Below are 24,123 nucleotides of genomic sequence, written 5' to 3' on the forward strand. Positions count from 1 at the left end.
ATCATGGGCATCGAGACGGAATATGGCTTAACCACCAGCGCGGGCCCAGGAGAACGCGCCCTGAGCCCCGATGAAGTGGCGCGCGTGCTTTTCCGGCCCATCGTCCAGGAACATTCTTCCTCTAATATCTTTTCCACCAACGCGAGCCGCCTGTACCTCGACGTCGGATCCCACCCCGAGGTAGCCACCGCCGAATGCGATAGCTTGAGCCAGCTTCTAGCCTATGAATGCGCCGGCGATGCAATAGTCAACCGGCTGGGCGAACAAGCAGAGCAGGCCTTTGCCGCCGAGAGTCACCCGCGCGCGGTGTACCTGTTTAAAAACAACGTGGATTCAGCCGGAAACTCCTTCGGCTGCCACGAAAACTACCTCATCAGCCGCCACATGGTGCTCAAGGATTTGGGGCTGGCGCTCCTTCCGTTCCTTATTACCCGCCAGCTCATTTGCGGCGCCGGCATGGTGCAGCCCGCAAAGGGCGATAAACCCGCCCAATTCCTGCTCTCGCAGCGCGCGGACCAGGTGTGGGAGGGCGTATCTTCGGCCACCACCCGCTCGCGTCCGATCATCAATACCCGTGATGAGCCGCACGGCGATTCCAAACGCTTCCGCCGCATGCACGTCATAGTGGGTGACTCCACTATGGCCGAGCCCACCATGGCGCTAAAGGTTGGCTCCACGCTGCTCATCTTGGAAATGCTGGAGGCAGGATTTGAGTTGCCGGAGTTCGACATCGAAAAACCCATTCACCATATCCGCGCCATCGCGCGCGATATGACGGGTTTGACCGAACTACCACTCGCAGGAGGGGGATCCGTCACCGCGCTCGAGGTCCAACAGCAACTGTGCCAGCGCGCAACCCAATGGTTGGAAGAACGCGAAGACGCCGGAACTCCCACGGCAGAAATGCGGCGCGTGGTGGATCTCTGGCAGCGCACGCTGCACGCCATAGAGACTCAAGACTTCTCCGGAGTGGACCGAGAAATCGACTGGGTCATTAAATTGGGACTGCTCGAGCGCTACCGCGCACGGCTAGGCGGTCACTGGGGACACCCCAAGCTCGCCCAGATTGATATGACCTACCACGATATCCGGCCGAGCCGCGGGCTCTACCATGTCTTGCTGCGCAAGGGCCTTATCGAACGCTGGATCACAGACTCCGAAATCGAACGAGCCATGGTCACAGCGCCTGCCACCACCCGTGCTGCGCTGCGCGGCCAGTTCCTTGCCGCTGCGCGTAGCCTCGGGGCCAACGTCACCGTTGACTGGACGCGCCTCAAGGTCAACCGCCCAGAGCCACGCACCGAGGAGCTCCTAGACCCCTTCGTAGCCGACGATGATCGGGTCGAGGCGTTGCTAGACTATATGCGTCTACACCACAGCTAGAAGCACACGAGCCGCACCAGGGAGACAACACAACACGTGGCAGCACACAACCCCGCGCCGAAACGGCATGATGAGGCGGTAGAAAGACTCACCAACCTCTCTTTCGCGCTACAGGGCGCCGCAAACTCCGGCGGTAGCCCGGACCGCACCGCCTCCTGGATTCGCCGTCATGTAGCAGGATACGGCGATAAATCAGACGAAGCCTTCGCCAAATCACTGGCACGAGATATCGCAACCCTCCAGCGCGCCGGGGTGCCCATTGTTCATTCCGGTAGCGAAAGCGGTGCGCGCTATCGCCTGGACCCGAGCAGCTACCAGCTTCCTCCGGTGGAGTTTTCCCCTGAGGAGGCCATGGTTCTAGGCATTGCAGGAGGCGTGGGTACCACCGGCGGCTTAAGCGATTTTTCCCTGTCGGGATGGACGAAGATTGCTGCTAGCGGCGCCTCCCGCAACCTAGCAGGCGCACCGGTATACACGGCGGTCAATGACATCACGCGACTCGCCCCAGAAATCATCACCGCGGTGCTTGCTGCGGTGCGCAATCAGCTCCGCATTACGTTTTCTTACCGTGCTAATCCGGCTACTGAGCCGGTACGCCGTGTCATGGACCCCTGGGGAGTGGTCAACCGGGACAGCCGCATCTACCTCGTAGGATTCGATGTGGGCCGCAACGAACCGCGCGTCTTTCGTGCCCTCCGCGTCTCTGACATCAAACGCTCGCACGATCCCGCGGAGCACACCAGCCCAACTGAAGACCTGCAGGTGTTAGTAGAGCGTGCACTGCAACGCGGGAAGAAGATCGATGCGCGCCTTGTCATCCCAGAGGGGCAGGCGAGGGAGCTCATGGATGCTGGCGAGAAACAACCCGATGGCACGGTATTGCTGCAGAAGGTAGATAAGGATTGGGTCGTGCGCACTGCGGCCGGCTACGCCCCAGAGGTACGGGTGCTCGAACCAGCCGGGGTCCGCCAAGAGGTCATCTCCCTTTTACGCAAGGCGTCACAATCGCAGGAGGAAGGCTAGACATGGCTGACGGATCGCTAAAGCTCCAGGCGCTAGTGCGCTCTTTGAACCTGATTCCATACTTTAAAAACCATCCCGACAAGACGCCTATGGAAGCGGCCAAAGATTTGGGTATGGATCCTGGCGAACTGAAGGATGCTCTTGACCGGCTCTTTTGTTCCGGCACTGGGCGCAATACCGAGGATCTCATTGATCTCACCTTCAGTTATCGCGATGGGGTAACCATTCACAACGATCAGGGCTTGAGCCAAGCGCTGCGGCTTACCCCAACGGAAGCCGGTGCTTTGCTCCTTACCTTGGAGTCCTTGCAGGCGATGCCCGGGCTAATCGACGCCCACGCTGTCGAATCCGCAGCCGCTAAGCTGCGCGGCATCATGGATGAAAAGACAGTCGCCATCTATGAGTCGCTGTCTACTCCAGCCCCTGAAGAGACGGATATCCAGGCGCTTTTGACCCAAGCCGTCAATGAAAGAAAGCGGGTACGGCTGCGTTACTGGAGTGCTTCCTCAAATGCTGAATCCGAGAGGGTGGTGGACCCAGCCCGCATTTTCATCGTCGATTCCGAGCCTTACTTGGCCGCTTGGGAGGAAGCAAAGCAAGCGCATCGCACCTTCCGCATCGACCGCATTAGTAAGGCTCGTATCGTGGAGGAAAAATCCCAGCCGCACCTGAAAGATCTCGACTTTGATGCCGCATCACCCTTTAATTTGGGCGATGCGGACACCGTGCAACTAGCAATTAACCAAGAATTCACGTGGCTGGCTGAGTATTACGATATGCGGCTGGGTGAAGACTTAGGAAATGGGGAAGTAGCTGCAACGATGCCTATGGGATCAGTGGATTGGCTTATTCGCTTTGCCCTTGGTCAAGCTGATAGGTTGCGGGTAGTGGCTCCTCAATCCGTAGTAAATCTCATTGCGGAGCGAGGAAACACCGCGTTGAGCGGCTATACTCAGTAGCCAGTTACTTGCCCGTTTACTGCGCCCGCCCGCCGGCAGATAAGTTGGCGGTGATGCTTCCCGGCATGCTGGTGCACTAGTTGAAAAGAGGTTTCTCCATGAGCATAGGGCCTATGGAAATTGGCGCAATTGTTCTTGTCATCGTCTTGCTATTCGGTGCAAAGAAGTTGCCGGAATTGGCACGCTCTATTGGCCGTTCCGCGCGCATCTTCAAATCTGAGGTCAATGAGATGCATTCCGAGGATGCCCAGCGTTCTCAGTCTCAGGCGCAGCTGAACCAGAAGCAGCAGTCCGATGAGGAATTCTGGAACCGACCAGACATGCAGCCGGGCCAGCAGAGCAACACCAATACTCAGCAGTAAACGCCCCTAACCTGTCGTCGCGCGAACACCCCTGCAGCGCGCGGATATGCATCCGCAATCCGTGCAGTAGGGAAGTGTTCGCTTCTTTGCGTTGAAAGAGCCACACTGATGTCGTCACAGTCACAGCCTGTACCTGCCCAGAAGGCAAGCAAGAGCGTGAAGGGTAAGCTGCGCTTTTCGCGCAAGCAGAAGAACCCTACCGGGGAGATGACCTTGGTGGAGCACCTGCAGGAGCTGCGCCGCCGCATCATTATTTCCGTGCTAGCGGTTGTCGTCGGGGCCATCATTGGGTTCATTTGGTACCAGCGAGCACCATTTGGGCTGTCTCCGTTGGGTGAAATTCTACGAGAGCCGTATTGTGCGCTGCCCCCCGATAAGCGAGCATCCTTCAGCGCGGACGGTGAGTGCCGTCTATTGGCCACCAGCCCGTTTGAAATGCTCCTATTGCGCCTGAAAGTAGGCGCTTTGGCCGGCACTGTATTGTCCTCGCCGGTGTGGCTGTATCAGGTCTGGGCCTTCGTTGTGCCTGGTCTCCATAAGAACGAGCGCCGCTACACGTTGAGCTTTGTCAGCGCCGCGGTGGGTCTGTTCGTTGCCGGCGCAGTGTTGGCGTACTTCATTTTGTCCGTTGGTCTGGAATTCCTCATGGGAATCGGCGCCGAGTATCAAACAGCGGCCCTGACCGGCGAGCGCTATTTCTACTTCCTCTTAGCCCTTCTTCTCATCTTCGGCATCAGCTTTGAAATCCCACTGCTTGTCGTGTCCCTGAATCTCATTGGCGTACTCGAGTATGAGCACGTCAAGGACAAGCGACGTCTCGTCATCGTCATCGTGATGATCTTCGCCGCCTTCGTCACCCCAGGCCAAGATCCTTTCTCGATGGTGGTACTGGCTGGTTCACTCATCTTGCTCATCGAGATCGCATTCCAGTTCTGCCGCCTCCACGACAAGCGCATGCAACGCGAACGCCCCGAGTGGATGGATCTCGATGATGAGACTGCTTCGCCGCTTGGCGCTGGACCAGGAGCCATCGGCGGGCCAACCCCTGTCGAGGCGCCGAGCAGAGTAAACCCTTCACCGGGGCCCTCGCAGCCCGTTTCACAGCCGGTACAACAGGCACAGCAGCAGCCGCAGCAGACATGGAGCACTGGTGCCAGTGGGACTTCGTCGACAAGCGGCGGCTTTTTCGACGATGTCCTTTAGGCACGGGTAGCCTGGGGAGTCATGACTGAAACTCATCTGGATTCTTTTACCGCAGCCCTGCCATACCCGTTGGATGAGTTCCAGGTAAAGGGCTGCCAGGCCGTGGAAAACGGTCACGGCGTACTGGTCTGCGCGCCGACTGGCGCCGGCAAAACCATCGTGGGTGAATTTGCGGTTTCCTTGGCACTGAGCCGGGGAACCAAGTGCTTTTATACGACGCCGATTAAAGCCTTGAGCAACCAGAAGTACCACGACTTGGTGGAAGAGCATGGCGAAGAAGCCGTAGGCCTGCTCACCGGTGATGTATCGATCAACTCTGACGCTGAGATCGTCGTCATGACCACAGAGGTGCTGCGCAATATGATTTACGCAGAATCCGCGGCCCTCGATCGCTTGACCCACGTGGTCATGGATGAGATCCACTTTTTGGCTGATGCCTCCCGCGGCGCAGTGTGGGAAGAGGTCATCCTCAACCTCGCGGATCATGTCTCCATCATTGGCCTATCTGCTACCGTGTCCAATTCGGAAGAATTCGGCGATTGGCTTTCTACCGTGCGCGGCGATACCACCGTCATCGTCTCCGAACACCGCCCAGTTCCGCTCGACCAATGGATGATGCTGGGGCGCAAGATTTATCCGCTCTTCGAGCCAGAATCTGGCGGCCAGGTCAACGCCGAGCTAGAGCGTAGGATCCAGCGCCTCGAAGCCGGCGATACGGACGATGGTCGCGCGGACTATAAGTCCAGCAAAGGTTTTCGCGCCCGCGCCCGTCACAAGGGCGGCGGACGCAGCGAATTCCACGGTAAGGGAAGGGGACGCTCCGGCGCCGCCCGGCAGCAGGATCGCTATCGCCCCTTGGGCCGCCCAGAGGTATTGAAGGTATTGCAATCGCAGGACATGCTTCCGGCGATCACCTTCATCTTCTCCCGTGCAGGCTGCGATGGCGCTCTCTATCAGTGCCTGCGCAGCCGGATGGTGCTTACCTCCCAAGAGGAAGCACAGCAGATTAAAGACATTGTCGATGCGGGTGTGGAAGGTATCCCTGAAGAAGATCTGCAGGTTCTAGACTTCAAACGCTGGCGCGAAGCCCTGTCCCGTGGCTTTGCCGCGCACCATGCAGGTATGCTGCCCGCCTTCCGGCATATCGTGGAAGACCTATTCGTACGCGGGCTCGTCCGCGCCGTGTTCGCAACCGAAACCCTTGCTCTCGGCATCAATATGCCGGCGCGCACCGTGGTGCTAGAAAAGCTCATTAAGTTCAATGGTGAGGCGCACGTCGATCTCACCCCAGGCCAGTACACGCAGCTGACTGGCCGGGCAGGACGCCGTGGCATCGATACATTGGGCAATGCAGTTGTGCAATGGGCACCCGCCATGGATCCGCGTCAAGTAGCTGGCCTTGCTTCTACCCGTACGTATCCTCTCATTTCCACTTTTGCACCGGGCTACAATATGGCGATCAATTTGCTGGGAATGCTTGGTTTCGAGGAATCTCTCCGCCTTTTGGAAAAGTCCTTCGCACAGTTCCAGGCCGATGGCTCCGTCGTGGAGGAAACTCGCGAGATTGAACGCGCGGAACATCGCGTGCGCGAGCTGCGCAACCAGCTCGATGATGCCGTGGCGTCGCTTGCACCACCTGCTAAAGACGGGGAAGATCCCGCCGAGGTTCTCATGGACTATGTCCGCCTGCGCCGCGAGCTCACAGCGGAGGAAAAGCAATCAAAAATCGATAGTGCCAATCAACGAAACCAAGAGGTTATCGCGGTACTGGGGCGCCTGCAGCTGGGCGATGTTATTGCCATGCCCGGCAAGAAGCGTCCAATTCTCGCCGCGGTTGTTACTCCCGCTAACCAAACCGCGGATCCCCGCCCGTGGATTACCACTGAGTCCGGGTGGTCGGGACGTATCGATGCAACCGGAATCAATAACCCACCGATCCAAGTCGGTAGCATCAAGATCCCCAAGCCGGTGCGCAAGAATCCGCGCCGCAATACCCGATATGTGCAAGATGTCTTGCACCGCGAACACTTCGACCGGCCCAAGCGCATGAAGTCGCACACCCGCGCTCGGCCAAATAAGCGGGTAGGTCAGTTGCGCGACGCACTGCGTGCTCATCCAGCTCACGATTGGCCGGCTACTGACCGCGAACAGCTGGCGGGCCTGGCACAAAAGCTTGCACGGCGCGAGCGCGATCGGGACAAGCTGCAATCCAAGGTCAATAAGGCTACGGATACATTGGGCCGCACCTTCGAACGCATCGTGGATCTCCTCGCAGAAATGGACTACGTTGAGTTCACCGGGGCTGGCGCGGACCGCACGCCGGTCATCACCGAAGAAGGCGAACGCCTTGCCAAAATTCACAGCGAATCCGATCTGCTCGTCGCCCAATGCCTCAAGCGCGGAATTTGGGATGAACTCGATCCCGCAGAGCTTGCCGGCGTTGCCTCCCTGTGCTGTTTCGAAAACCGCAAGGCCACCAGTGGGCAACCGGAAGCAGCCACCGAGCGCATGGCTGACGCTATGAATGCCACGTGGCGCGTGTACACCGAACTTACCGCTGATGAACAGCGCCACCGGCTGCCACCTACCCGAGAGCCGGAAGCCGGATTCGCCTTGGCGGTACACCAATGGGCGGCCGGCGCACCCTTGGGCTACTGCATGGCTGCGGCAAACGAAGCCGGCGCCGAACTCACCCCGGGTGATTTTGTCCGTTGGTGCCGCCAAGTCATCGACCTGCTGCAACAAGTGGCTAAAACGGGGTACGATGGCGAAATTCAGCGCAACGCCCGCCGGGCCATCGACGCAATTCAGCGCGGTGTCGTAGCCATTGGCGCCTAAAATCCGCGGCGCGGACGAGTAGACTCTGGGGCATGACTGATACTCAGACTTTTTCCGCTGATGTCTACGCCCAGCGTCTGCACGCCGCCCAAAAGGCGGCTGCAGACAAGGGCATCGATCTGCTCCTCATTGGCACGGGGCCAGACTTTGCCTACCTCACCGGCTCTTGGGTTTCTTCCCACGAACGCTTGACGGTCTTGGTTGTGCCGCAGCAGGGCAATGCATGGATCGCCGCGCCCAATACCGATATCACCGATATCAAGGCTGCTCCAGTAGGTGAGCTGGATGTGGAGTTGCGTGGCTGGAATGACGGAGAAAATCCTTATGAGCTTGCACTGCGTGGCGCAGGCGACGGACTAGGCAAGGTAGCGCTGGGACAGTCGCTGACGGCAGACCACGTGCTGCGTTTCCAAGATCTGCTTCCACACGCCAGCTATGAACTGGCCACTTACGCACTGGCCGAACTCTTTACCCGCAAAGACGAGGCTGAGATTGCTGAGCTGCGCAAGGCTGGCCATGCCATCGACGCAGTCCACGCGCAAGTTCCACAGCTTTTGCAGGCCGGTCGTACTGAGGCCGAGGTCGCCCACGAACTGGAAAAGCTCATCCTGCAGGAGCACTCTGTTATCGATTTCGTCATCGTCGGCTCGGGCCCGAATGGCGCCAACCCGCACCATAGCTTTTCGGATCGCGAGTTGGCTGAGGGCGAGCCAGTCGTCGTCGATATCGGAGGCACTTTGCCTTCCGGCTACCACTCCGATTGCACCCGCACCTACGTAGTGGGCGGGGATATTTCCAAGGCTCCGCGGGATTTCCAGGATGCCTATGCCGTGCTTGCCGACGCCCAAGCTGCCGCCCGCGCCGCAGCCCACCCCGGCAGCACCGCCGCAGACATCGATGCCATCACCCGCCAGGCGATCTCGGCAGCCGGTTGGGGCGACTACTTTGTCCACCGCACTGGACATGGCATCGGCCTGTCGACGCATGAGGAGCCTTTCATCATGGAAGGCAACGATCTCGCCTTGGAAGAGGGCATGGCCTTTTCCATTGAGCCGGGTATCTACTTGGAAGGCAAGTGGGGCATGCGTTTGGAAGACATCGTGGTGCTGACCAACGATGGCTACGAGTCCCTGAACCAAGCTCCGCGTGACGTCCGTTAATGGCTGGCGTACTGATTCTGGGAGGCCGCAGCGATATCGGCGGAGAAATCGCTAGGAGAGTAGCCCCAGGCCAAGATATTGTGCTCGCCGCTCGTGGCACCCACGGTATGGAAGACGTGGAAGGCCGGCTCCGGGCGGCGGGTGCGCGCAGCGTGCATCTGCTCGATTTCGACGCCGCAGATTTTCCGTCCCACGCCGGTGTGGTCGATCGCGCCATAGAGCTGGCAGGCCCCCTTGAGCTTGCTGTCGTCGCCTTTGGCATCTTGGGCGATCAGCAGCGGGCAGAACGCGATGCTTCCCACGCGGTCGACATCGCCACAATCGATTATGCCGCGCAGATTTCACTGCTTACGCTGGTTTCCCAGCGAATGGACCGCGGCCATATCATCGCCTTTTCCTCGATAGCAGGCTGGAGGGCCCGCCGGGCAAACTACGTGTACGGATCTACCAAGGCCGGTCTTGATGCCTTTTGTCAGGGGCTGGCGGACAAGCTGCACGGCAGCCAGGTAGGCCTTATTACCGCGCGTCCTGGCTTTGTCATCGGCAGCATGACCGAAGGAATGAAGCCGGCGCCGCTTTCTGTGCGTCCGGCAGATGTGGCCGAGGCAGTTGTCGGTTGTATTGACCGCGATGCACGGCGCGGTAAGCCGCGTTCGCGCACCGTGTGGATTCCTCGCGCCCTCCAGTGCCTCGCGTGGGTCATGCGGCTTGTACCGCGCCCAATATGGCGGCACATGCCGCGCTAGATCCTGAGTTCTTTTAATCTGCGCGCAGCAGGGGAGAGTTGATGTCGAAGATAAAACCGCGTGGGGCGAGTACGCGCAGTACCACTTCGGCGTCACCCTCGGCAATATTGTGAAAGACTAATCCGCCCCATGGGGTGACGGTGATGTCAACCTCTAACTGGCCGATGAGCTGCGCAAACTCAGCAGGGATGGCGCCGCGGTGCACGCCCGCGCCGAGGTCAACTACGCCCGCAGGCAAATGATCATCTAACCAGCCGATGGGGCCTGGTTCTGCCAGAGCGGAGACATCATGCTCTAGGGATTCGGCGCCTTGGAGCACCGCCTCATAGTGCCGGGCGGCAGCATGCGGAGTCAGTGGGGCAGAGGGGGCGTCGCCAAGCGGGGAATGCTCAAGGCGCAGGGCTCCGTCCCCGTCGATGCTAAGGCTGACTGCGGCCGCGCCGGTCGGTACGTCGTCGTGGGCGATAACGGCCAGTCCGGGACCGCCTTCCGCCGCTCCCAGCTCAGCCGCGATGTCCTGGGCCGTGTGCTTGGCCTCCGCCGACAAAGGCGAAGCCAGCACCGGCGTCGCCGCGGCGCGCAATTGCAACTCCTGGAGCTGCTGAATGAGTGCCTCCGCATCCTTAATGCCGCGCAACTCGATTGCGGAGAACCGGTCGATGTAGACATACCCATCCGCACCAGCACTGGCGCACTGCGCCAAAGTGACCCAGTCCTGGGCGTGGGTGCTGCCGCCGGCAACGTGGATGCGGATGCACGTGCCGTATTTGGGGTCTTCAAAAAGCGCAGGAGTAAACATGCGCACTAGTCTAACCTGCCGCGGCTGCAGCTTCCCGCATGAGTGTTGCCAGCACTTTATCAGTCTGCCTCGTTAGACTGAGGCCATGCCGTTTATGTATTTTGCTCTCTACATGGTCGCAGAGACCCTGACTTTTTGGGCCGTCTCAAAATGGATCGGCGTTGGCTGGGCGCTTATCGCACTCTTTGTCACCATGTTCTTCGGAATGTCCATCGCTGGCCTTGAAGTGCGCCGCTTGATGGGAAAGCAGGTCGAACGCACAGGGGACGGTACATACGTCGTTCACGCCGGCAATGTGGGCAAGACCGCCAGCAATGTGGGCCTTACCTTGGTAGGCGGCATGTTGCTTTCTTTGCCGGGCTTCTTGACGACGATCCTCGGAGCCCTCTTTATCTTCTCGCCGACCCGCGCCGTCTTGCGCACGGTGCTAGCGGCCTCCTTGTACCGCAAGATCGAAAACATGGGCGTTAAGATCTACGAGGCCACCCCAATGGCACAGCAGCACGACTCTTATGGCGACTTTGGCTCCTTTGGTCGTGGCCAAGCAACACAAAGTGGGCACCCCAGCATGCAGGATGCTGGCCCGCATGAAGTGTTGGATGAGGAAGAGATCCGCCGTTGGAGCGAGAACCTGGATCCAGATGACTTCGGACCCTCCGGTGGCGAGTCCAAGGGCGGAAAGAGCTAGTGGTGCTAACTCTTGCCCGCCTCGTAGTGGCGGGCCTTTCCGGTCTGCTCACCTATGCCGCCATAGAGCCCCGTGGCTGGTGGTGGGCTGCCATTGTGGGCGTGGGCTTGCTGTACGCGAGCTTGCTGCCGTGGGGAACTAGGCACGTTACCGCCCGTGTGGGCGCGCTTCTTGCAGTCGCGCATTCGCTCGTGCTGTACCTGCTGACGCTGCCATGGATCGGCGAATTAGTGGGCAGTGGGCCATACATCGCTTTGGCTATATGGCTTTCGGTATACGCGATTCTACTGGGCATTGGCGGCGCGGCAGTAGCGCGGTGGAAATACGGTTTTATTGCCTTCCCGTTCTTCTACCTCGCGGTGGAGGTGTTGCGTTCTTCGGTACCTTTCGGCGGTTTTTCTTGGGTGAAATTGGCTTGGGGACAAATCGACGGACCGCTAGCCAACCTGGCTCCGTGGGGTGGAACCTCGCTCATTACCGCAGCCACGGTTCTGTGCGGTTGCGGTCTCGCTGCACTGCTGATTCAACGCGGATGGAAAGCCAAAAGCGCCGCATTCTTAGCAGCTATCCTTCCCCTTGCAAGCGCAACGGTGGCAGGTCTGGGAATCAACCGAGACGATTCCACTGTCGGGGAAGCAAAGGTTGCCGCTATCCAAGGAAACGTACCACGCATGGGCCTAGACTTTGCCGGGCAACGCCAAGCGGTCCTTAACAACCACGTGGCTGAGACAAAGAAGCTGGCCGCACGCGACAAGGACATTGACCTAGTCATCTGGCCCGAAAACTCCTCTGATATCAACCCATTCCGTGACGGCAAGGCAGCCTCGGCGATCAGTGGCGCCGTCGATGCGATAGACGCACCTGTTTTGGTTGGCACCGCTACGCGGGATGAGGTGGGAGCCCGCAACACAATGCAGGTCTTTGCTCCCGGGCATACGGTAGGAGACCACCACTATAAGAAGTACCTGCAGCCCTTCGGTGAAACCATGCCCATGCGGGACTTCTTTGCCAAATTTTCTGACTATGTGAATCTAGCCGGTGACTTCAAACCCGGCGACGGCCCAGGCGTTGTCTCCATGGCGGGAGTGCCGGTAGGCGTGGCAACGTGCTACGAGGTCTCCTTCGATAACGCCTTTAGGGAGTCGGTGAAAAATGGTGCACAACTACTGACTACTCCCACCAATAACGCCACCTTTGGCTATTCCGATATGACCTACCAACAATTGGCCATGAGCCGATTGCGCGCCATGGAGACGGACCGAGCCGTGGTGGTGGCGGCGACCTCTGGAGTATCCGCCATTGTTCACCCAGATGGCCACGTTAGCCAGTCCACGGAGATTTTCACGCCGGACGCGTTAGTAGAGCAGTTGCCCTTGCGTAGCGGAGAGACCTTTTCCGTGAGGTTTGGTTCGCCCCTGCAATGGCTCATGGTTATTATTGGAACAGTCTGCGCACTGGTAGCTTTGCGCACAAACCGCCTGCGACGCACCCCGCGCCGCTCCGGCACAGATACATACGTAGGAGCATAAACACTGTGAGCACGCTTGAATCCTCGACCTTGGTCATCATCCCGACCTATAACGAGATCGAAAATCTTCCTCTCATTACTGGACGCGTCCGTGAGGCCGTCCCAGAGGTCCATATCCTCATCGTGGACGATAACTCTCCCGATGGAACTGGTGACAAGGCCGATGAGTTCGCAGCACAGGATGACCACATCCACGTTCTTCACCGCGAGGGCAAGGGCGGTCTGCTAGGCGCTTATATCGCCGGCTTTGAGTGGGGATTGGAGCGCGACTACCAGGTGCTGTGTGAGATGGATGCAGACGGCTCCCATGCGCCGGAACAGCTTCACCTGTTGTTGGAAGAGGTGGACAAGGGCGCGGACCTAGTTATCGGCTCCCGCTACATTCCGGGTGGCGAGACCGTCAACTGGCCGGCTTCTCGTGAGTACCTCTCCCGCTTGGGCAATATTTACATCTCCGTAGCGCTGGGCGCTGGGCTGTCCGATATGACCGCCGGCTACCGTGCGTTCCGCCGCGAGCTGCTCGAGTCCATCGACTTTGATGAGCTGTCCAAGGCCGGCTACATCTTCCAGGTCGATTTGGCCTTCCGTGCCGTCAAGGCTGGCTTTGACGTTCGCGAAGTTCCCATTACCTTCACCGAGCGCGAATATGGCGAGTCCAAGCTGGATGGTTCCTTCGTGAAGGATTCTTTGCTCGAGGTCACCAAGTGGGGCGTTGCTCATCGCGCTGAGCAGCTGCAGGACTTTGGCGGCGCGGTGTCCAAGTTGGTCAACCGTGAAGTCAAGGACGGCTCCATTCATGACCTAGGCGTTCAGGCCCGTAAGGGCGCCGGCTGGGTTTCTGACTTCGCCAGCGAGATTGGCCATCTGGCAAAGCACCAGATTGCGCAGCTGAAGAAGTAGGCGCCACCGCAACGCATAAGGCCCGTACCGTCCCTTAGTCAGACTAGGGAGGTACGGGCCTTTTTGCTGCCGCAGAACTTTAAGAGTTATTTTGCTGCTGCTCCTGCTGTTCCTTCAAGAGGCGAGCTGCGGAACGGCGGCGGGAGCGCAGGTGGTTAATGCGCTCTTCAAGCAGCTCATCGAGCTCCTCGATGGAGCGGCGCTCACGCAGCATATCCCAGTGGGTGCGTGGTGGCTTAGCGGGCTTAGACTCAACGCCTTCACCTTCTACTAGGTGGCCCAGCTTGCCGTTCTTGCACATCCATTCTTCAGGGATTTCAGCATCATCCGCGAAAGGCACCTCATAAATCTCGCCGTCTTCGGTGCGGTACTTCACCATCTGGCGCGGTGCGAGGTCGTGGTCGCGGTCGGTTTCGTAGCTGACTGCGCCCATACGGCTGCCACGGAGTACGCGATCTGCCATGCAACATCATCCTTTTCAAAGAGATCCCTGATTGAGTGCGAAGCAAAACTTCGCCTAAGAGCTACTAATTATAACGAACACCCACGCGTCTTTGTTCCCAGCCCGCCCAAAATGGACTAAAGTGTATCGGGTGATCCGTACAGCTAGTCGTGAACGCAACGTCGGTTCCTGCCAATGGTGTGGGAAGGACATTGACCAAGGCGGTAGGGGACGGCCACGGAAGTTTTGCAGCGCCTCCTGCAAGCAGCGCGCTTATGAGCAGCGAAATAACGTCAGTGGCACGGGGATTCCCGCCAATGCCGTGATCCTTACTCCAGAAAAGGCAGAGAGTTTGCGCGACGGACTTTTTGAACTACGTTGTTCCGCAGAAGATATCAATACCGCCGCGGAGGAAGGCGCTAGTGCGCAGGAGCTTGCCGGTTTGTGCGAAGAGCTTGTTGCCCTGGCGCGACGCCTAGAAGGACTTCGATAGCAGATGAAAAAGCTTTTTTATAACCGCAAGCTCGTCATCACCATCTTTGTGGTGCTGATTGTGTTGCTCACCGCCGTGGCCATTGGCCCGATGGTGTATTCGCTCCTCAAGGGCGCCGGAGTAAAGACCGAACCAGTTTCCGCCGACGGCGCAAAGGCCGCATCAACGGAGCTCGATGGCACCTGGGAGGTAGCCAAGGGACGCGCCAATAACCATACCTCGGTTGGTTTTACCTTTAATGAGGTTCTACCTGCGGAAAAGACCACCACATCGGGTTCAACCACGGAGGTCACCGGCCAGGCGGATATTTCTGATTCCACCCTGAAAACCGCCGCGGTCACTGTTGATATGGACGAGCTGACCACGGACAAGAAGGTCCGCGATCAGAACATGAAGTCCAAGCTCTTTGAGACCCAGCTTTTCCCAGAGGCATCCTTTGAGCTCACCGAGCCAGCCTCGCTTGCCGACGTCCCGGATGACGGCACCATTGGCACAGTCAAGCTCACCGGAGATCTGACTATCAAGGATGAAACGCACGAGATTTCCCAAGACTTCGACGTTCTTCGCGATGGCGATCAGATCGTCATCGGCGGCACCGTGCCAGTTGATCGCCTTGATTATGGCGTGGAGACCCCGGAGATGCTCGCCGCGAAAGTCGAGGAAAAGGGCGAGGTAAATCTCCGCATTTCCTTTGAGAAAAACTAGCGATGGTCAAGCCAGTGAATTCCCGTCAGATTATCCCGTTTATGTGGCTGCGCCTCGTCGTCGTCATCGGCTTTACCATTTTCGTAGCCGTTCAACAGATGTGGGTCATTGTGGCCATCTCGGTTCTTTTGGCGCTGTTGACTATGTGGCAGCTGTGGAGCGCTTACCGTAATTCCTAGTTGAGGCCTTCACGGCGTGGGTAGAGTTCCCCGAATAACGTCAGTGTGACGTTATATAGTGGTGTAGTTGGCACCGCCAGTAGGGCGTATTTTCGCCCAATATCAGGTTTTTCGGTCACCGAACGAAACACCGCCACCAACGGTTGACCCCCTGAATGAAGAAGTCCCGAAAGATAGATGGGGCCCGCTGTAGTAAAACCGAGCCCCAATGAGCTACAGCCGGAATCCATACCTGCGCCTGAGTCTGGCGGTCGGCGGAGGGCGCGACAGAGACCGCGGGGCGTCGCCAAGCAAAGCGTCGTAACATCGCGTGGAGGGTTAAGGGAGCTGAACCGGAAACCAATAGATGGGCCGGGAAGATGTGTAAGCACTCGGGCGCTTATGGTGGCGACGAACGATGACCCTCCCGATATCAGTATTTGTCCGATAATGTACATTATGTCATTTTAACTAGGGGTGGCATTCCCCCATTTAGTTTCTGACTCCATACATTGATACCTGCACCTCGCATCTGCCGTTTGCTCCTGCCAACACGCGCCCGAATGAAGCTTCCCAGATGTGCCATTCCTTCACGACAATTGGGCTCTCGTCATTTCTCAGACGGCGGATGACTTCTTTTTCGGCTAGGCCTCTCGTAGCACATGCGGCCTTAAGCTCTGGATCGAATTCAGCGCTCGACGGATCCGATCCCTGCGCGTGTCCACCGCTAAAAACCAGGTAAACCACTTCCGGATGGTGTTCTGCGTCCAGTGAACCTTTCCACCCACGCAGGCGTGCTTCTTCAGTCCAACAGGTTACCCCCGAGCGGTCTACGCATTGCCCCATGGCTTTTTCTTGGGCGCGCGTCAGTGCAACGCCTGCAAAAGACTCATCATATGAATCGTCGTTCCGCGCAAATAATACGAAGATCCGCGCGGTGCTTTTTCTTCTGCTCCTTCGTATCCTTGTCCACATCTTCTCACCCGGCTATCGGTTAGTCTTCGACCAATACGCACATTAGCGCATATAACGACCAAGATGGCCTCTATCAGGGGCGATTCCAAGCCGGCGAACGGGCCTGATTACCACAGGGTGCGTAAAATTGGCATCATGACGATTCAGCATGTAGTAGATAAGCCTTCCCGCGCAGCTCTCTTTCTTGTCCTTGAAATCAAGGACGGCGGCGAGCAAGCCACCCGCGATATGCTCACGGGGTTTGCCGGACTGTTTAAGTCCGTCAACTTTCGCTATAACGAAGGCGAACTTTATACCGTAGTCGGCATTGGTGCCTCCATGTGGCCACGTTTGACCAGCGCGCCTATGCCGGAACGCCTGAAGGAATTTGAGGCAATCGATGCCGCGCATAAGGCCCCGGCCACGCCAGGCGATATTCTTCTCCACTTCCGTGCGAATACCTATGACCTGTGCCATGAGATGGCCCGCCAGGTACTGGATCAGCTGGGCGATGCCGCCAGGGTTATCGATGAGACCCACGGCTTTAAGTACTTGGACCAGCGCGATTTACTAGGCTTTGTGGATGGCACCGCCAATCCCCTCGCCGAGGAGGCTTTGGATACCGTGCTGCTTGGCGACGACGCCGATTACCCCCGTGGCTCCTACGTCACCGTTCAAAAATATATCCACGACCTAGCCAAGTGGAACGAGCTGAGCACCGAGGAGCAAGAAAAGGTCATCGGCCGCACCAAGGCCGACGATATCGAGTTGGATGACGATACCAAGCCCACTAATTCTCACGTGGCCCTGAATGACCTAGAGGAAGATATTTACCGCGAGAACATGGTCTTCGGCTCTTTCGCCGCGGGTGAGATGGGCACTTACTTCATCGGCTATGCCAAGGACCCAGAAAACGTCATGGAGCGCCTGCGCAATATGTTCATTGGCAAGCCGGAGGGAAACTACGACCGTATCTTGGACTTCTCCACCGCGCTTACAGGCACCAATTTCTTTGTGCCCAGCGCGGATCTGATGAAGAACTTCGACGAGCTGCCGTCGGCCTAAGGGCCACCTGCCTAACGCCGGCCCCCGCGGTTGCGGTGGGCCAACCCAAATTGCACCGAGTCAATCATCCCGAGCGTCATAAGGGCCTCGCGGAGGGCAAATTGGAAGGTCCACAAGCGGCGGAAGACTGGGTCGAACCCAGCGGCCGCTGCTTCCCGCAGGTGACCGTCAAAAAAGGAACGCTGCTGACGCAGGGACTCCAAGTAATGGGTGCCCACGTGTGTTTCGGACACGATGCGCAGGTTAGAGTTCTTATCTACTAGCTGGTGCATCTCCGTGGTGCGCGGATAGTCCAATCCCGGCCACACATAGGCTCGTAAGGCCTGAAGCGATGCCTTACCGGCCTCCGTCATTGACTCGGTCGCCACGATGGACTGGATTCCTGCCCGCCCATTAGGCGTCAAGAACCGGTCGACTGCGCGGATATATTCTTTGCGCTCGCTAGCGCTGAGTTGCTCTACCTTTTCTACGGTGAGGATGGCGTCATAGTGCCCGTGCCACTGCTTGGGGTTCGGGACGACGCCGGGAATGCGCTCGACATGGATGGAATCGTCTGCCCCCTCTAGTACGAGGGCCTCGCGCATGTGGCTCATTTGGTCCACATCACTGGTCAAAACGTCCACCGTAGCGCGTCGCTTAGTCGCCCGCATCGCTGGCTGCAGTCCGGCAGCCGGGTACACCAACAGGTGGGTTCCGGCGCCGGTACGGGTGACGTCAAGCAGCCAATCCGCCGCGCGGCGCTGCGCATCTCCCAGATCATCCCTGTCCACACTCGTGGGCTCACTCAGCGTCGTGACATCGACGAAGTGGCTCTTCGGCTCCTTGCGGCCAGCCTTGGGGCTATAGCTTTCCACCGTTTCCCTTATGGTGGTCGGTACACCACTGGAGAAAATTCCACCGACATGGCTTAAACCATCGCCGGCATAGAGTCGAACCAATTCCAGCGGCAGCTCCCCTGGCTCCGACTTACCGGCACCCAGCATCTTGGCTTTGGGGAGGTAACCCACTCCCAATAGGCGGCCGAGGACTTTTACCAGCTGCGAGGAAGAGGTAACGGTCCACTCTCCTGCCATATAACTTTCTGCAAATCCCAGCCAACCGCTAGCGGCAATGCGCTCAAACAAGGCGTCATGGCCCACCTTCAGATCTGGTCCGCCTTCGGCTTCTAGGTCTAGTTCTAGTCCGGCATCATCGCAGGCCTTGGCAAATTCTACCTCTGCCCGGCGGGCTTTCATTCCAGGCCAACGAGGTGCGGGAACCGTAGCCACATTGGGCCAGGATTCTGCATCGATAGAGCTCAAATGCTCAGGGCGGATAAAAGTCATAATGCCAGGTGCGCTCCTTGGTGGGCGGAGGAAGTCACTATCCGGAACAACCTTAGTCAGCTTTGTGCGCACCCCGGTTTAGGCGCTCCGCACAGCCGCGCCGGTTCTTCCCACGGAAACCGCAACGCAGCGGCGGAAGTTTATCAGTCATTAAGTATGCGCGTTCTGTTTGAAGTGTTTAGACTGTATGGGTACTAAACATTAGCTTTCTTAAGGAAGGTCGCATTAAATCCATGACTGATACCCCTTATCGCCCTAACGGTGGCCGCCACCACGTCGTCGTGGTTGGCGCCGGCTTCGGTGGCCTCAACACCGTTCAGAAGCTGAAGAACGCCGATGTGGAAATCACCCTCATCGATAAGAAGAACCACCACCTGTTCCAGCCGATGCTGTACCAGGTAGCAACCGGCATGATCTCCGCCGGTGAGGTTGCCCCTTCCACCCGTCAGCTACTGCGCGATCAGGACAACGTCCACTTCGTCAACGCCGAGGTTACTGATATCAACCTGGCGGATCGGACGGTGACCGCCGAGCAGGACGAGTTCTCTCGCACCTATGCTTATGACTCCCTGGTTGTCGCCGCGGGTTCCGGTCAGTCCTACTTTGGCAACGACCATTTCGCTGAGTTCGCCCCAGGCATGAAGACCTTGGACGATGCCCTGGAGCTGCGCTCTCGCATCATCTCGGCATTTGAGAAGGCTGAGCTTACCGACGACCCTGCGGAGCGCGAGCGCCTGCTTACCTTCATCATCGTTGGTGCTGGCCCAACCGGCGTTGAGCTCACCGGCCAGATTGCCGAATTGGCAAACCGTACCCTCAACGATGTCTATTCCAACTACGGCACCACCTCTGCCAAGATTTACCTGCTCGATGGTGCCCCACAGGTACTGCCGCCATTTGGCAAGCGCCTGGGCCGCAAGGCTCAGCGCACCTTGGAAAAGGAAGGCGTACAGGTTCACCTGAACGCTATGGTGACGGATGTAACCGCGGACACCGTCACCTACAAGGACATGAAGACCGAGGAGGAGACCACCCTGACGGGTGCTACCAAGATCTGGTCTGCTGGTGTGGCCGCTTCCCCACTGGGCAAGATGGTTGCAGAGCAGGCTGGCGTCGAGGCCGACCGCGCAGGTCGCGTCTCCGTCAACGAGGACCTGACCGTAGGCGAGCACAACAACGTCTACATGATCGGTGACATGATCTCCCTCAACCGCCTGCCAGGTCTGGCACAGGTTGCTATCCAGGGTGGCGCGCACGTCGCTAAGCTCATCCAGGCCAAGGTGGACGAGGAATCTACCGCAAATGAGAAGGAAGCCTTCGACTACTTTGACAAGGGCTCCATGGCCATCGTCAAGCGCTTCAACGCCGTCGTTAAGCTGGGCAAGACCGAGTTCGGTGGCTTTGCAGGTTGGGTTGCATGGCTCGGCCTGCACCTGACCTACGTCATTGGTCTGCGCAGCCGCTTGGCCGTGCTGGTTAACTGGGCAACCAATATCCTTTCCCGCGATCGCGGCAACCTGGAGATCACCACCCAGCAGCGCATCGCACGCAATATCATTAACAAGAACGAGAAGTAATACCTCCTCGCTCGCATCGCCGCCCCAGCTGCTGCACGCAGGCTGCGGGCGGCGATTTTTATTTTCCCGGACTACCCGTTATTAGCGCCGGCGATTCCACACCTGGATACCCGGACGCCGGTTTTCGCACATAGTTTCCGTGACCTTTGTTAGGCTGAGACACGCAACATGGGGTGCCGCACACGGTGCGGCTGAGAAATACCCATCGAACCTGCACTCAGTTAGAACTAGCGAAGGGATAGTTGTGGATTATGCTTTTCTGCGCGCACACGACGCTGTGCGCGAGTCCACGCCGCTTATTCAATGTTTGACCAATAAGGTCGTCAGCAACGTCACCGCCAATGCCCTGCTGGCCATCGGGGCTAGCCCGGCAATGGTCGATACGCCAGAGGAATCGCGCGAATTTGCGCAGGTAGCCAGCGGCGTACTCATCAATTGCGGTACGCCCAGCTCAGAGCAATACGGCGGCATGCGCGAGGCCATCACTGGGGCGAACTCCGCGCACACCCCCTGGGTACTTGATCCGGTAGGCGCCGGCGGCCTGAGCCGCCGCACCGACTTCATGCGCGAGGTGCTGCCACTTGGCCCGGGCGCGATCCGTGGCAATGCCTCAGAAATCATTGCCCTCGCAGGAACCGGACGGGGCGGCCGAGGCGTCGAATCTACCGATGGCGTGGAAGCCGCCCTGGATTCGGCAGTAGCACTTTCCAGGGATACCGGCGCTGTCGTGGCCATTTCCGGCCCGCGAGACCTTATCGTCCACGTCGGCGATACAACGCGTGCCGTCTACCTCGAATCAGGGCACCCGATGCTCCAAAACGTCATCGGTACTGGCTGTTCCCTCGGTGCTATCTGCGCCGCATATCTGGCCGCGTGGGAGGATCCTTTCGAAGCGATCATCGCCGCCCACGCGCACGTTGGCGCGGCGGGTAGCTTGGCCGCCGAAAAGCACCACGCCCCCGGCTCCTTTGCCGTCGCTTGGCTGGATGCGCTCTACGATGTCCCAACGGCGGATATTGAGGGCCTGGTCAAGCTCACTGATGCGGAGGAGGTTTAAGTGGCTATTGACTGGACGCTCTATCTGGTCACCGATCCAGATCTGGCTGGCGGGCGAGACAACGTGGTCCCCATCGTGCAGGAGGCTGTACGCGGCGGTGTAACCGTTGTCCAGCTCCGGGACAAGGAAGCTAGCGATGAACAGATCGAGCGCACCGCACGCGAGTTGCTTGATGTACTGGGCGATGTCCCGCTATTTATCAATGACCGCGTAGAAGTGGCCGCAAAACTCGGCTGCCACCTGCACATTGGGCAGGATGATATGGCTTTTCGCGAGGCCCGGGAGAAGCTGGGTGAGGGCCAGCTTATTGGCTTATCCATCGGCAGCCACGAGGAGCTTGCTGCTATAGCGGACGATGCGCGCCCAGATGTCATTGGCATCGGGCCCGTGCATTCGACTGCAACGAAGAAGAACGCCCCAGCCGGCATGGGTACGGCTGCAGCCGCAGCACTCGCTCACGCCGCACGTGAGCGTGGCATCGAGTCCGTCGCCATCGGCGGGATCAAGGCCCATAATGCGCACGAGCTGGCGGGCAGCGACTTTGCCGGAATTTGCGTAGTCAGCGACATCATGGCGGCCGAGGACCCCGCAGCAGCTGCCGCCCACCTTAAGGAGGCTTTCCATGGCTAAAGGCATCTATCCCCGAGTACTGTCCATTGCCGGCACCGATCCCACTGGCGGAGCAGGCATTCAAGCCGACCTGAAATCCATCTCTGCCGCAGGCGGCTACGGCATGAGCGTGGTGACTGCGTTGGTGGCTCAAAACACCCAAGGTGTCCGCAGCGTCCACGTACCGCCGCTGGACTTTCTGCAGGAGCAGCTAGACTCCGTCATCGACGATGTGGAGATTGATGCGGTAAAGATTGGCATGCTTGCCGACGCCGCCATTACCGCCAAAGTCGCAGACTTCCTGCGCCGCCTGCCGGACGGTGTTCCCGTGGTACTTGATCCGGTCATGGTGGCTACCAGCGGAGATCGCCTGCTGGAAAAGGAAGCAGAACAGGCCGTGCGCGATCTCTGCTCCCAGGTAGATCTCATCACCCCGAACTTAAAGGAATTGGCAGTCCTTACCCAGACGGACGAGGCGGGCGATCTTGAGCAGGCCATTGCCACGGCGAAGGAATGGGCGAAGGGTGCTGGTACCGCGGTCGTCGTCAAGGGCGGGCACCTCGATGCCGACATCGCCGACAATGCGGTGGTTAATGCGGATGGGGCTGTGCACCGCGTTGCTTCCAGCCGTGTGGACACGAAGAACACGCATGGTACTGGCTGTTCCCTTTCCTCTGCCCTAGCCACCCGCCTGGGAGCCGGCGATAGTCCCGCGGCAGCTCTAACGTGGTCCACCCAGTGGCTGCACGAGGCCATTGCCCATGCGGATGCGCTTCACGTGGGCAGGGGACACGGGCCCGTGGACCACCTGCACCGCTCGCAGCGCCTTATGCAGGAGGCCTCTACCCTGCCCCAGCCGTATTTATCCGGCAGTTTGGAAGAACCGGAAAACGTTGACCAGCCGCGCGTTCCCGCGGCCGGCCCGCACACGCAACGCCTGTGGAACCTAGCCGGGGATCACTGGGAGGCCATTAAGGCGCTGCCCTTTATTCGGGCCTTGGGCACGGGAGCGTTGGAAAAGGATGCCTTTGGCTTCTACCTCGACCAAGATGCTCAGTACCTGAATGCCTACTCCAAGGCGTTGGCTCGCCTCGCCAGCCAAGCCCCAGAAGCGGCACAGCAACTGCATTGGGCTGAGGGAGCGCATGATTGCTTGGCAGTGGAGGCCGAGCTGCACCGCGGCTGGCTCGAGAGCGATATCACGACTGCAGCCTCCCGGGTAACTAGCGCCTATACGGATTTCCTGATCCGTTCGACCCACACGGATGACTACGTGGTGGGCGCTGCGGCGGTACTGCCCTGCTACTGGCTATATGCAGAGGTAGGCCTCCACCTCGCAGAATTTGATTCCCCCGAACACCCCTATCACTCATGGCTTTCCATGTACGGCGGCGAGGACTTCCTCAACGGGGTTCGCGCTAGCCTCGAGATCGTCGAACAAGCCCTCGCCGGGGCGGATGAGCGCACCCGCCTGCGGGCCGAGCGCGCCTATATCACCGCTAGCCACCATGAGGTCGACTTCTTCGACCAAGCGGATAGGCGTTTTTAAGCCAGCAGGTCTGAGCCGGGTCGCGAAAGGACGGCGACGAGGAAGGTGGAATGCTCCGAGAAGAGCTTCATATCCCACGAGGAGAAGGTGAAGTCTACTCGGTAGCCCACCTTCTGCGCCATGTCGAGGAAATCAGCAAATTCCCAGCCACGGCCTTCGCCAAAACCGGTGACGAGGCGACCACCGGGCTTGAGGGAATTATAGATATTGCGCAGGGCGGGCTCGCGACCTTCCTTTGCTAGAAAGCCCATCACATTGCCTGCGGACACGGCGATATCAAAGGGGCCTTCTGGCACCTCTTCCTCGCACAGATCTCCCACGAACCATTGCCCCTCCGGGAAATCGTGCTCAGCGTGCTCGATAAGAATGGGGTCTACATCGACGCCCACAACGCTATGGCCGCGGCGAAGCAGCTCGCCGCCCACGCGGCCGGTGCCACAGCCGGCATCGAGGATGGTGGAGTTGCGCTCCACCATGGCGTCGATAAGCCGGGCCTCGCCGTTGATGTCTTTACCCTGTGCGGCCAGCACCTTCCATTTGCGAGCAAAGTTATGGGAGTGCTCGGGATTAGCTTCGGTTACTTCTTTCCACGTAGGCATA

General features: G+C 58.9%; 23 protein-coding genes and 1 riboswitch. Of the genes, 19 read left to right on the forward strand and 4 right to left on the reverse strand.

Annotated features, from left to right (window positions below; translation table 11 throughout):
• Positions 1-3 precede the first annotated feature (3 nt).
• The 8 genes from pafA to ACKFRY_RS08420 all read left to right on the forward strand — a co-directional run bounded on the left by pafA (position 4) and on the right by ACKFRY_RS08420 (position 9,674).
• Positions 4-1,383, forward strand: a complete 1,380-nt coding sequence (pafA, locus tag ACKFRY_RS08385) for a Pup--protein ligase (protein ID WP_408922254.1) — start codon at positions 4-6, stop codon at positions 1,381-1,383.
• Between the two features lie 36 nt (positions 1,384-1,419).
• Complete coding sequence (locus ACKFRY_RS08390) at positions 1,420-2,406, forward strand: helix-turn-helix transcriptional regulator (RefSeq protein WP_408922647.1); 987 nt, start codon at positions 1,420-1,422, stop codon at positions 2,404-2,406.
• Between the two features lie 2 nt (positions 2,407-2,408).
• Positions 2,409-3,365, forward strand: coding sequence for a helix-turn-helix transcriptional regulator (locus ACKFRY_RS08395; RefSeq protein WP_408922648.1), 957 nt, complete (start codon positions 2,409-2,411; stop codon positions 3,363-3,365).
• Between the two features lie 98 nt (positions 3,366-3,463).
• The gene (gene tatA / locus ACKFRY_RS08400; RefSeq protein ID WP_034668719.1) at positions 3,464-3,727 is read left to right on the forward strand and encodes a Sec-independent protein translocase subunit TatA; all 264 of its coding nucleotides are present in this window, start codon (positions 3,464-3,466) and stop codon (positions 3,725-3,727) included.
• A 108-nt stretch (positions 3,728-3,835) separates the two neighbouring features.
• Positions 3,836-4,930 (forward strand): twin-arginine translocase subunit TatC, encoded by a 1,095-nt coding sequence (tatC, locus tag ACKFRY_RS08405; RefSeq protein ID WP_408922649.1) that lies wholly within the window; start codon positions 3,836-3,838, stop codon positions 4,928-4,930.
• A 21-nt stretch (positions 4,931-4,951) separates the two neighbouring features.
• Entirely contained in the window at positions 4,952-7,768 is a 2,817-nt protein-coding gene (locus ACKFRY_RS08410; RefSeq protein WP_408922650.1) for a DEAD/DEAH box helicase, read from the forward strand.
• A 32-nt stretch (positions 7,769-7,800) separates the two neighbouring features.
• On the forward strand, positions 7,801-8,928 hold the full coding sequence (locus ACKFRY_RS08415; RefSeq protein ID WP_408922213.1) for a M24 family metallopeptidase: 1,128 nt from the start codon (positions 7,801-7,803) through the stop codon (positions 8,926-8,928).
• Positions 8,928-9,674 carry an SDR family oxidoreductase gene (locus tag ACKFRY_RS08420; RefSeq protein ID WP_408922214.1) on the forward strand — a complete coding sequence of 249 codons (747 nt, stop codon included), beginning with the start codon at positions 8,928-8,930 and terminating at the stop codon, positions 9,672-9,674. Before ACKFRY_RS08415 ends, ACKFRY_RS08420 begins: the two co-directional genes overlap by 1 nt.
• A 13-nt stretch (positions 9,675-9,687) precedes the next feature.
• Here ACKFRY_RS08420 and ACKFRY_RS08425 read toward each other — a convergent pair whose 3' ends face one another.
• Entirely contained in the window at positions 9,688-10,473 is a 786-nt protein-coding gene (locus tag ACKFRY_RS08425; protein ID WP_408922215.1) for a precorrin-3B synthase, read from the reverse strand.
• A gap of 85 nt (positions 10,474-10,558) precedes the next feature.
• Between ACKFRY_RS08425 and ACKFRY_RS08430 the strand changes: the two genes are divergently transcribed.
• The 3 genes from ACKFRY_RS08430 to ACKFRY_RS08440 are packed head-to-tail and all read left to right on the forward strand — an operon-like array spanning position 10,559 to position 13,589.
• Positions 10,559-11,161, forward strand: a complete 603-nt coding sequence (locus ACKFRY_RS08430) for an FxsA family protein (protein WP_005324766.1) — start codon at positions 10,559-10,561, stop codon at positions 11,159-11,161.
• Complete coding sequence (gene lnt / locus ACKFRY_RS08435) at positions 11,161-12,690, forward strand: apolipoprotein N-acyltransferase (RefSeq protein WP_005329610.1); 1,530 nt, start codon at positions 11,161-11,163, stop codon at positions 12,688-12,690. The genes ACKFRY_RS08430 and lnt overlap by 1 nt, the downstream gene beginning before the upstream one ends.
• A gap of 5 nt (positions 12,691-12,695) precedes the next feature.
• Positions 12,696-13,589 carry a polyprenol monophosphomannose synthase gene (locus tag ACKFRY_RS08440; RefSeq protein ID WP_005324764.1) on the forward strand — a complete coding sequence of 298 codons (894 nt, stop codon included), beginning with the start codon at positions 12,696-12,698 and terminating at the stop codon, positions 13,587-13,589.
• 79 nt (positions 13,590-13,668) lie between these two features.
• Here ACKFRY_RS08440 and ACKFRY_RS08445 read toward each other — a convergent pair whose 3' ends face one another.
• Positions 13,669-14,052, reverse strand: a complete 384-nt coding sequence (locus tag ACKFRY_RS08445; protein WP_005324763.1) for an RNA polymerase-binding protein RbpA — start codon at positions 14,050-14,052, stop codon at positions 13,669-13,671.
• Between the two features lie 130 nt (positions 14,053-14,182).
• Here ACKFRY_RS08445 and ACKFRY_RS08450 point away from each other — a divergent pair, with 130 nt between their 5' ends.
• From ACKFRY_RS08450 to ACKFRY_RS08465, 4 genes are all read left to right on the forward strand, one after another.
• Positions 14,183-14,524 carry a hypothetical protein gene (locus ACKFRY_RS08450; RefSeq protein WP_034655353.1) on the forward strand — a complete coding sequence of 114 codons (342 nt, stop codon included), beginning with the start codon at positions 14,183-14,185 and terminating at the stop codon, positions 14,522-14,524.
• 3 nt (positions 14,525-14,527) lie between these two features.
• Entirely contained in the window at positions 14,528-15,229 is a 702-nt protein-coding gene (locus ACKFRY_RS08455) for a YceI family protein (protein ID WP_005324760.1), read from the forward strand.
• Between the two features lie 14 nt (positions 15,230-15,243).
• Positions 15,244-15,408: a hypothetical protein gene (locus tag ACKFRY_RS08460; protein WP_040425296.1), complete on the forward strand. Its 165-nt coding sequence runs from the start codon at positions 15,244-15,246 to the stop codon at positions 15,406-15,408.
• 1,089 nt (positions 15,409-16,497) lie between these two features.
• Positions 16,498-17,406 carry a Dyp-type peroxidase gene (locus ACKFRY_RS08465; protein ID WP_408922651.1) on the forward strand — a complete coding sequence of 303 codons (909 nt, stop codon included), beginning with the start codon at positions 16,498-16,500 and terminating at the stop codon, positions 17,404-17,406.
• A gap of 11 nt (positions 17,407-17,417) precedes the next feature.
• On the opposite strand, the gene ACKFRY_RS08470 is transcribed toward ACKFRY_RS08465, so the two are convergent.
• Positions 17,418-18,731 (reverse strand): class I SAM-dependent methyltransferase, encoded by a 1,314-nt coding sequence (locus ACKFRY_RS08470; protein ID WP_408922652.1) that lies wholly within the window; start codon positions 18,729-18,731, stop codon positions 17,418-17,420.
• A gap of 233 nt (positions 18,732-18,964) precedes the next feature.
• On the opposite strand from ACKFRY_RS08470, the gene ACKFRY_RS08475 reads away from it, so the two are divergent.
• The 4 genes from ACKFRY_RS08475 (at position 18,965) to ACKFRY_RS08490 (ending at position 23,523) form a co-directional block, all read left to right on the forward strand.
• Complete coding sequence (locus ACKFRY_RS08475; protein WP_408922653.1) at positions 18,965-20,308, forward strand: NAD(P)/FAD-dependent oxidoreductase; 1,344 nt, start codon at positions 18,965-18,967, stop codon at positions 20,306-20,308.
• A gap of 159 nt (positions 20,309-20,467) precedes the next feature.
• Positions 20,468-20,565: riboswitch (TPP riboswitch) on the forward strand.
• Positions 20,553-21,365: a hydroxyethylthiazole kinase gene (gene thiM / locus ACKFRY_RS08480; protein WP_408922654.1), complete on the forward strand. Its 813-nt coding sequence runs from the start codon at positions 20,553-20,555 to the stop codon at positions 21,363-21,365. It overlaps the preceding riboswitch by 13 nt.
• Positions 21,366-21,995, forward strand: coding sequence for a thiamine phosphate synthase (gene thiE / locus ACKFRY_RS08485; protein ID WP_408922655.1), 630 nt, complete (start codon positions 21,366-21,368; stop codon positions 21,993-21,995).
• The gene (locus ACKFRY_RS08490) at positions 21,988-23,523 is read left to right on the forward strand and encodes a bifunctional hydroxymethylpyrimidine kinase/phosphomethylpyrimidine kinase (RefSeq protein WP_408922656.1); all 1,536 of its coding nucleotides are present in this window, start codon (positions 21,988-21,990) and stop codon (positions 23,521-23,523) included. Before thiE ends, ACKFRY_RS08490 begins: the two co-directional genes overlap by 8 nt.
• Here ACKFRY_RS08490 and ACKFRY_RS08495 read toward each other — a convergent pair.
• Positions 23,520-24,122 (reverse strand): bifunctional 2-polyprenyl-6-hydroxyphenol methylase/3-demethylubiquinol 3-O-methyltransferase UbiG, encoded by a 603-nt coding sequence (locus ACKFRY_RS08495; RefSeq protein ID WP_005324750.1) that lies wholly within the window; start codon positions 24,120-24,122, stop codon positions 23,520-23,522. The two genes, ACKFRY_RS08490 and ACKFRY_RS08495, sit on opposite strands and share 4 nt — an antisense overlap.
• Position 24,123: the final 1 nt, after the last annotated feature.

It is taken from the genome of Corynebacterium tuberculostearicum (assembly GCF_046097255.1).
GTDB lineage: Bacteria > Actinomycetota > Actinomycetes > Mycobacteriales > Mycobacteriaceae > Corynebacterium > Corynebacterium tuberculostearicum_J.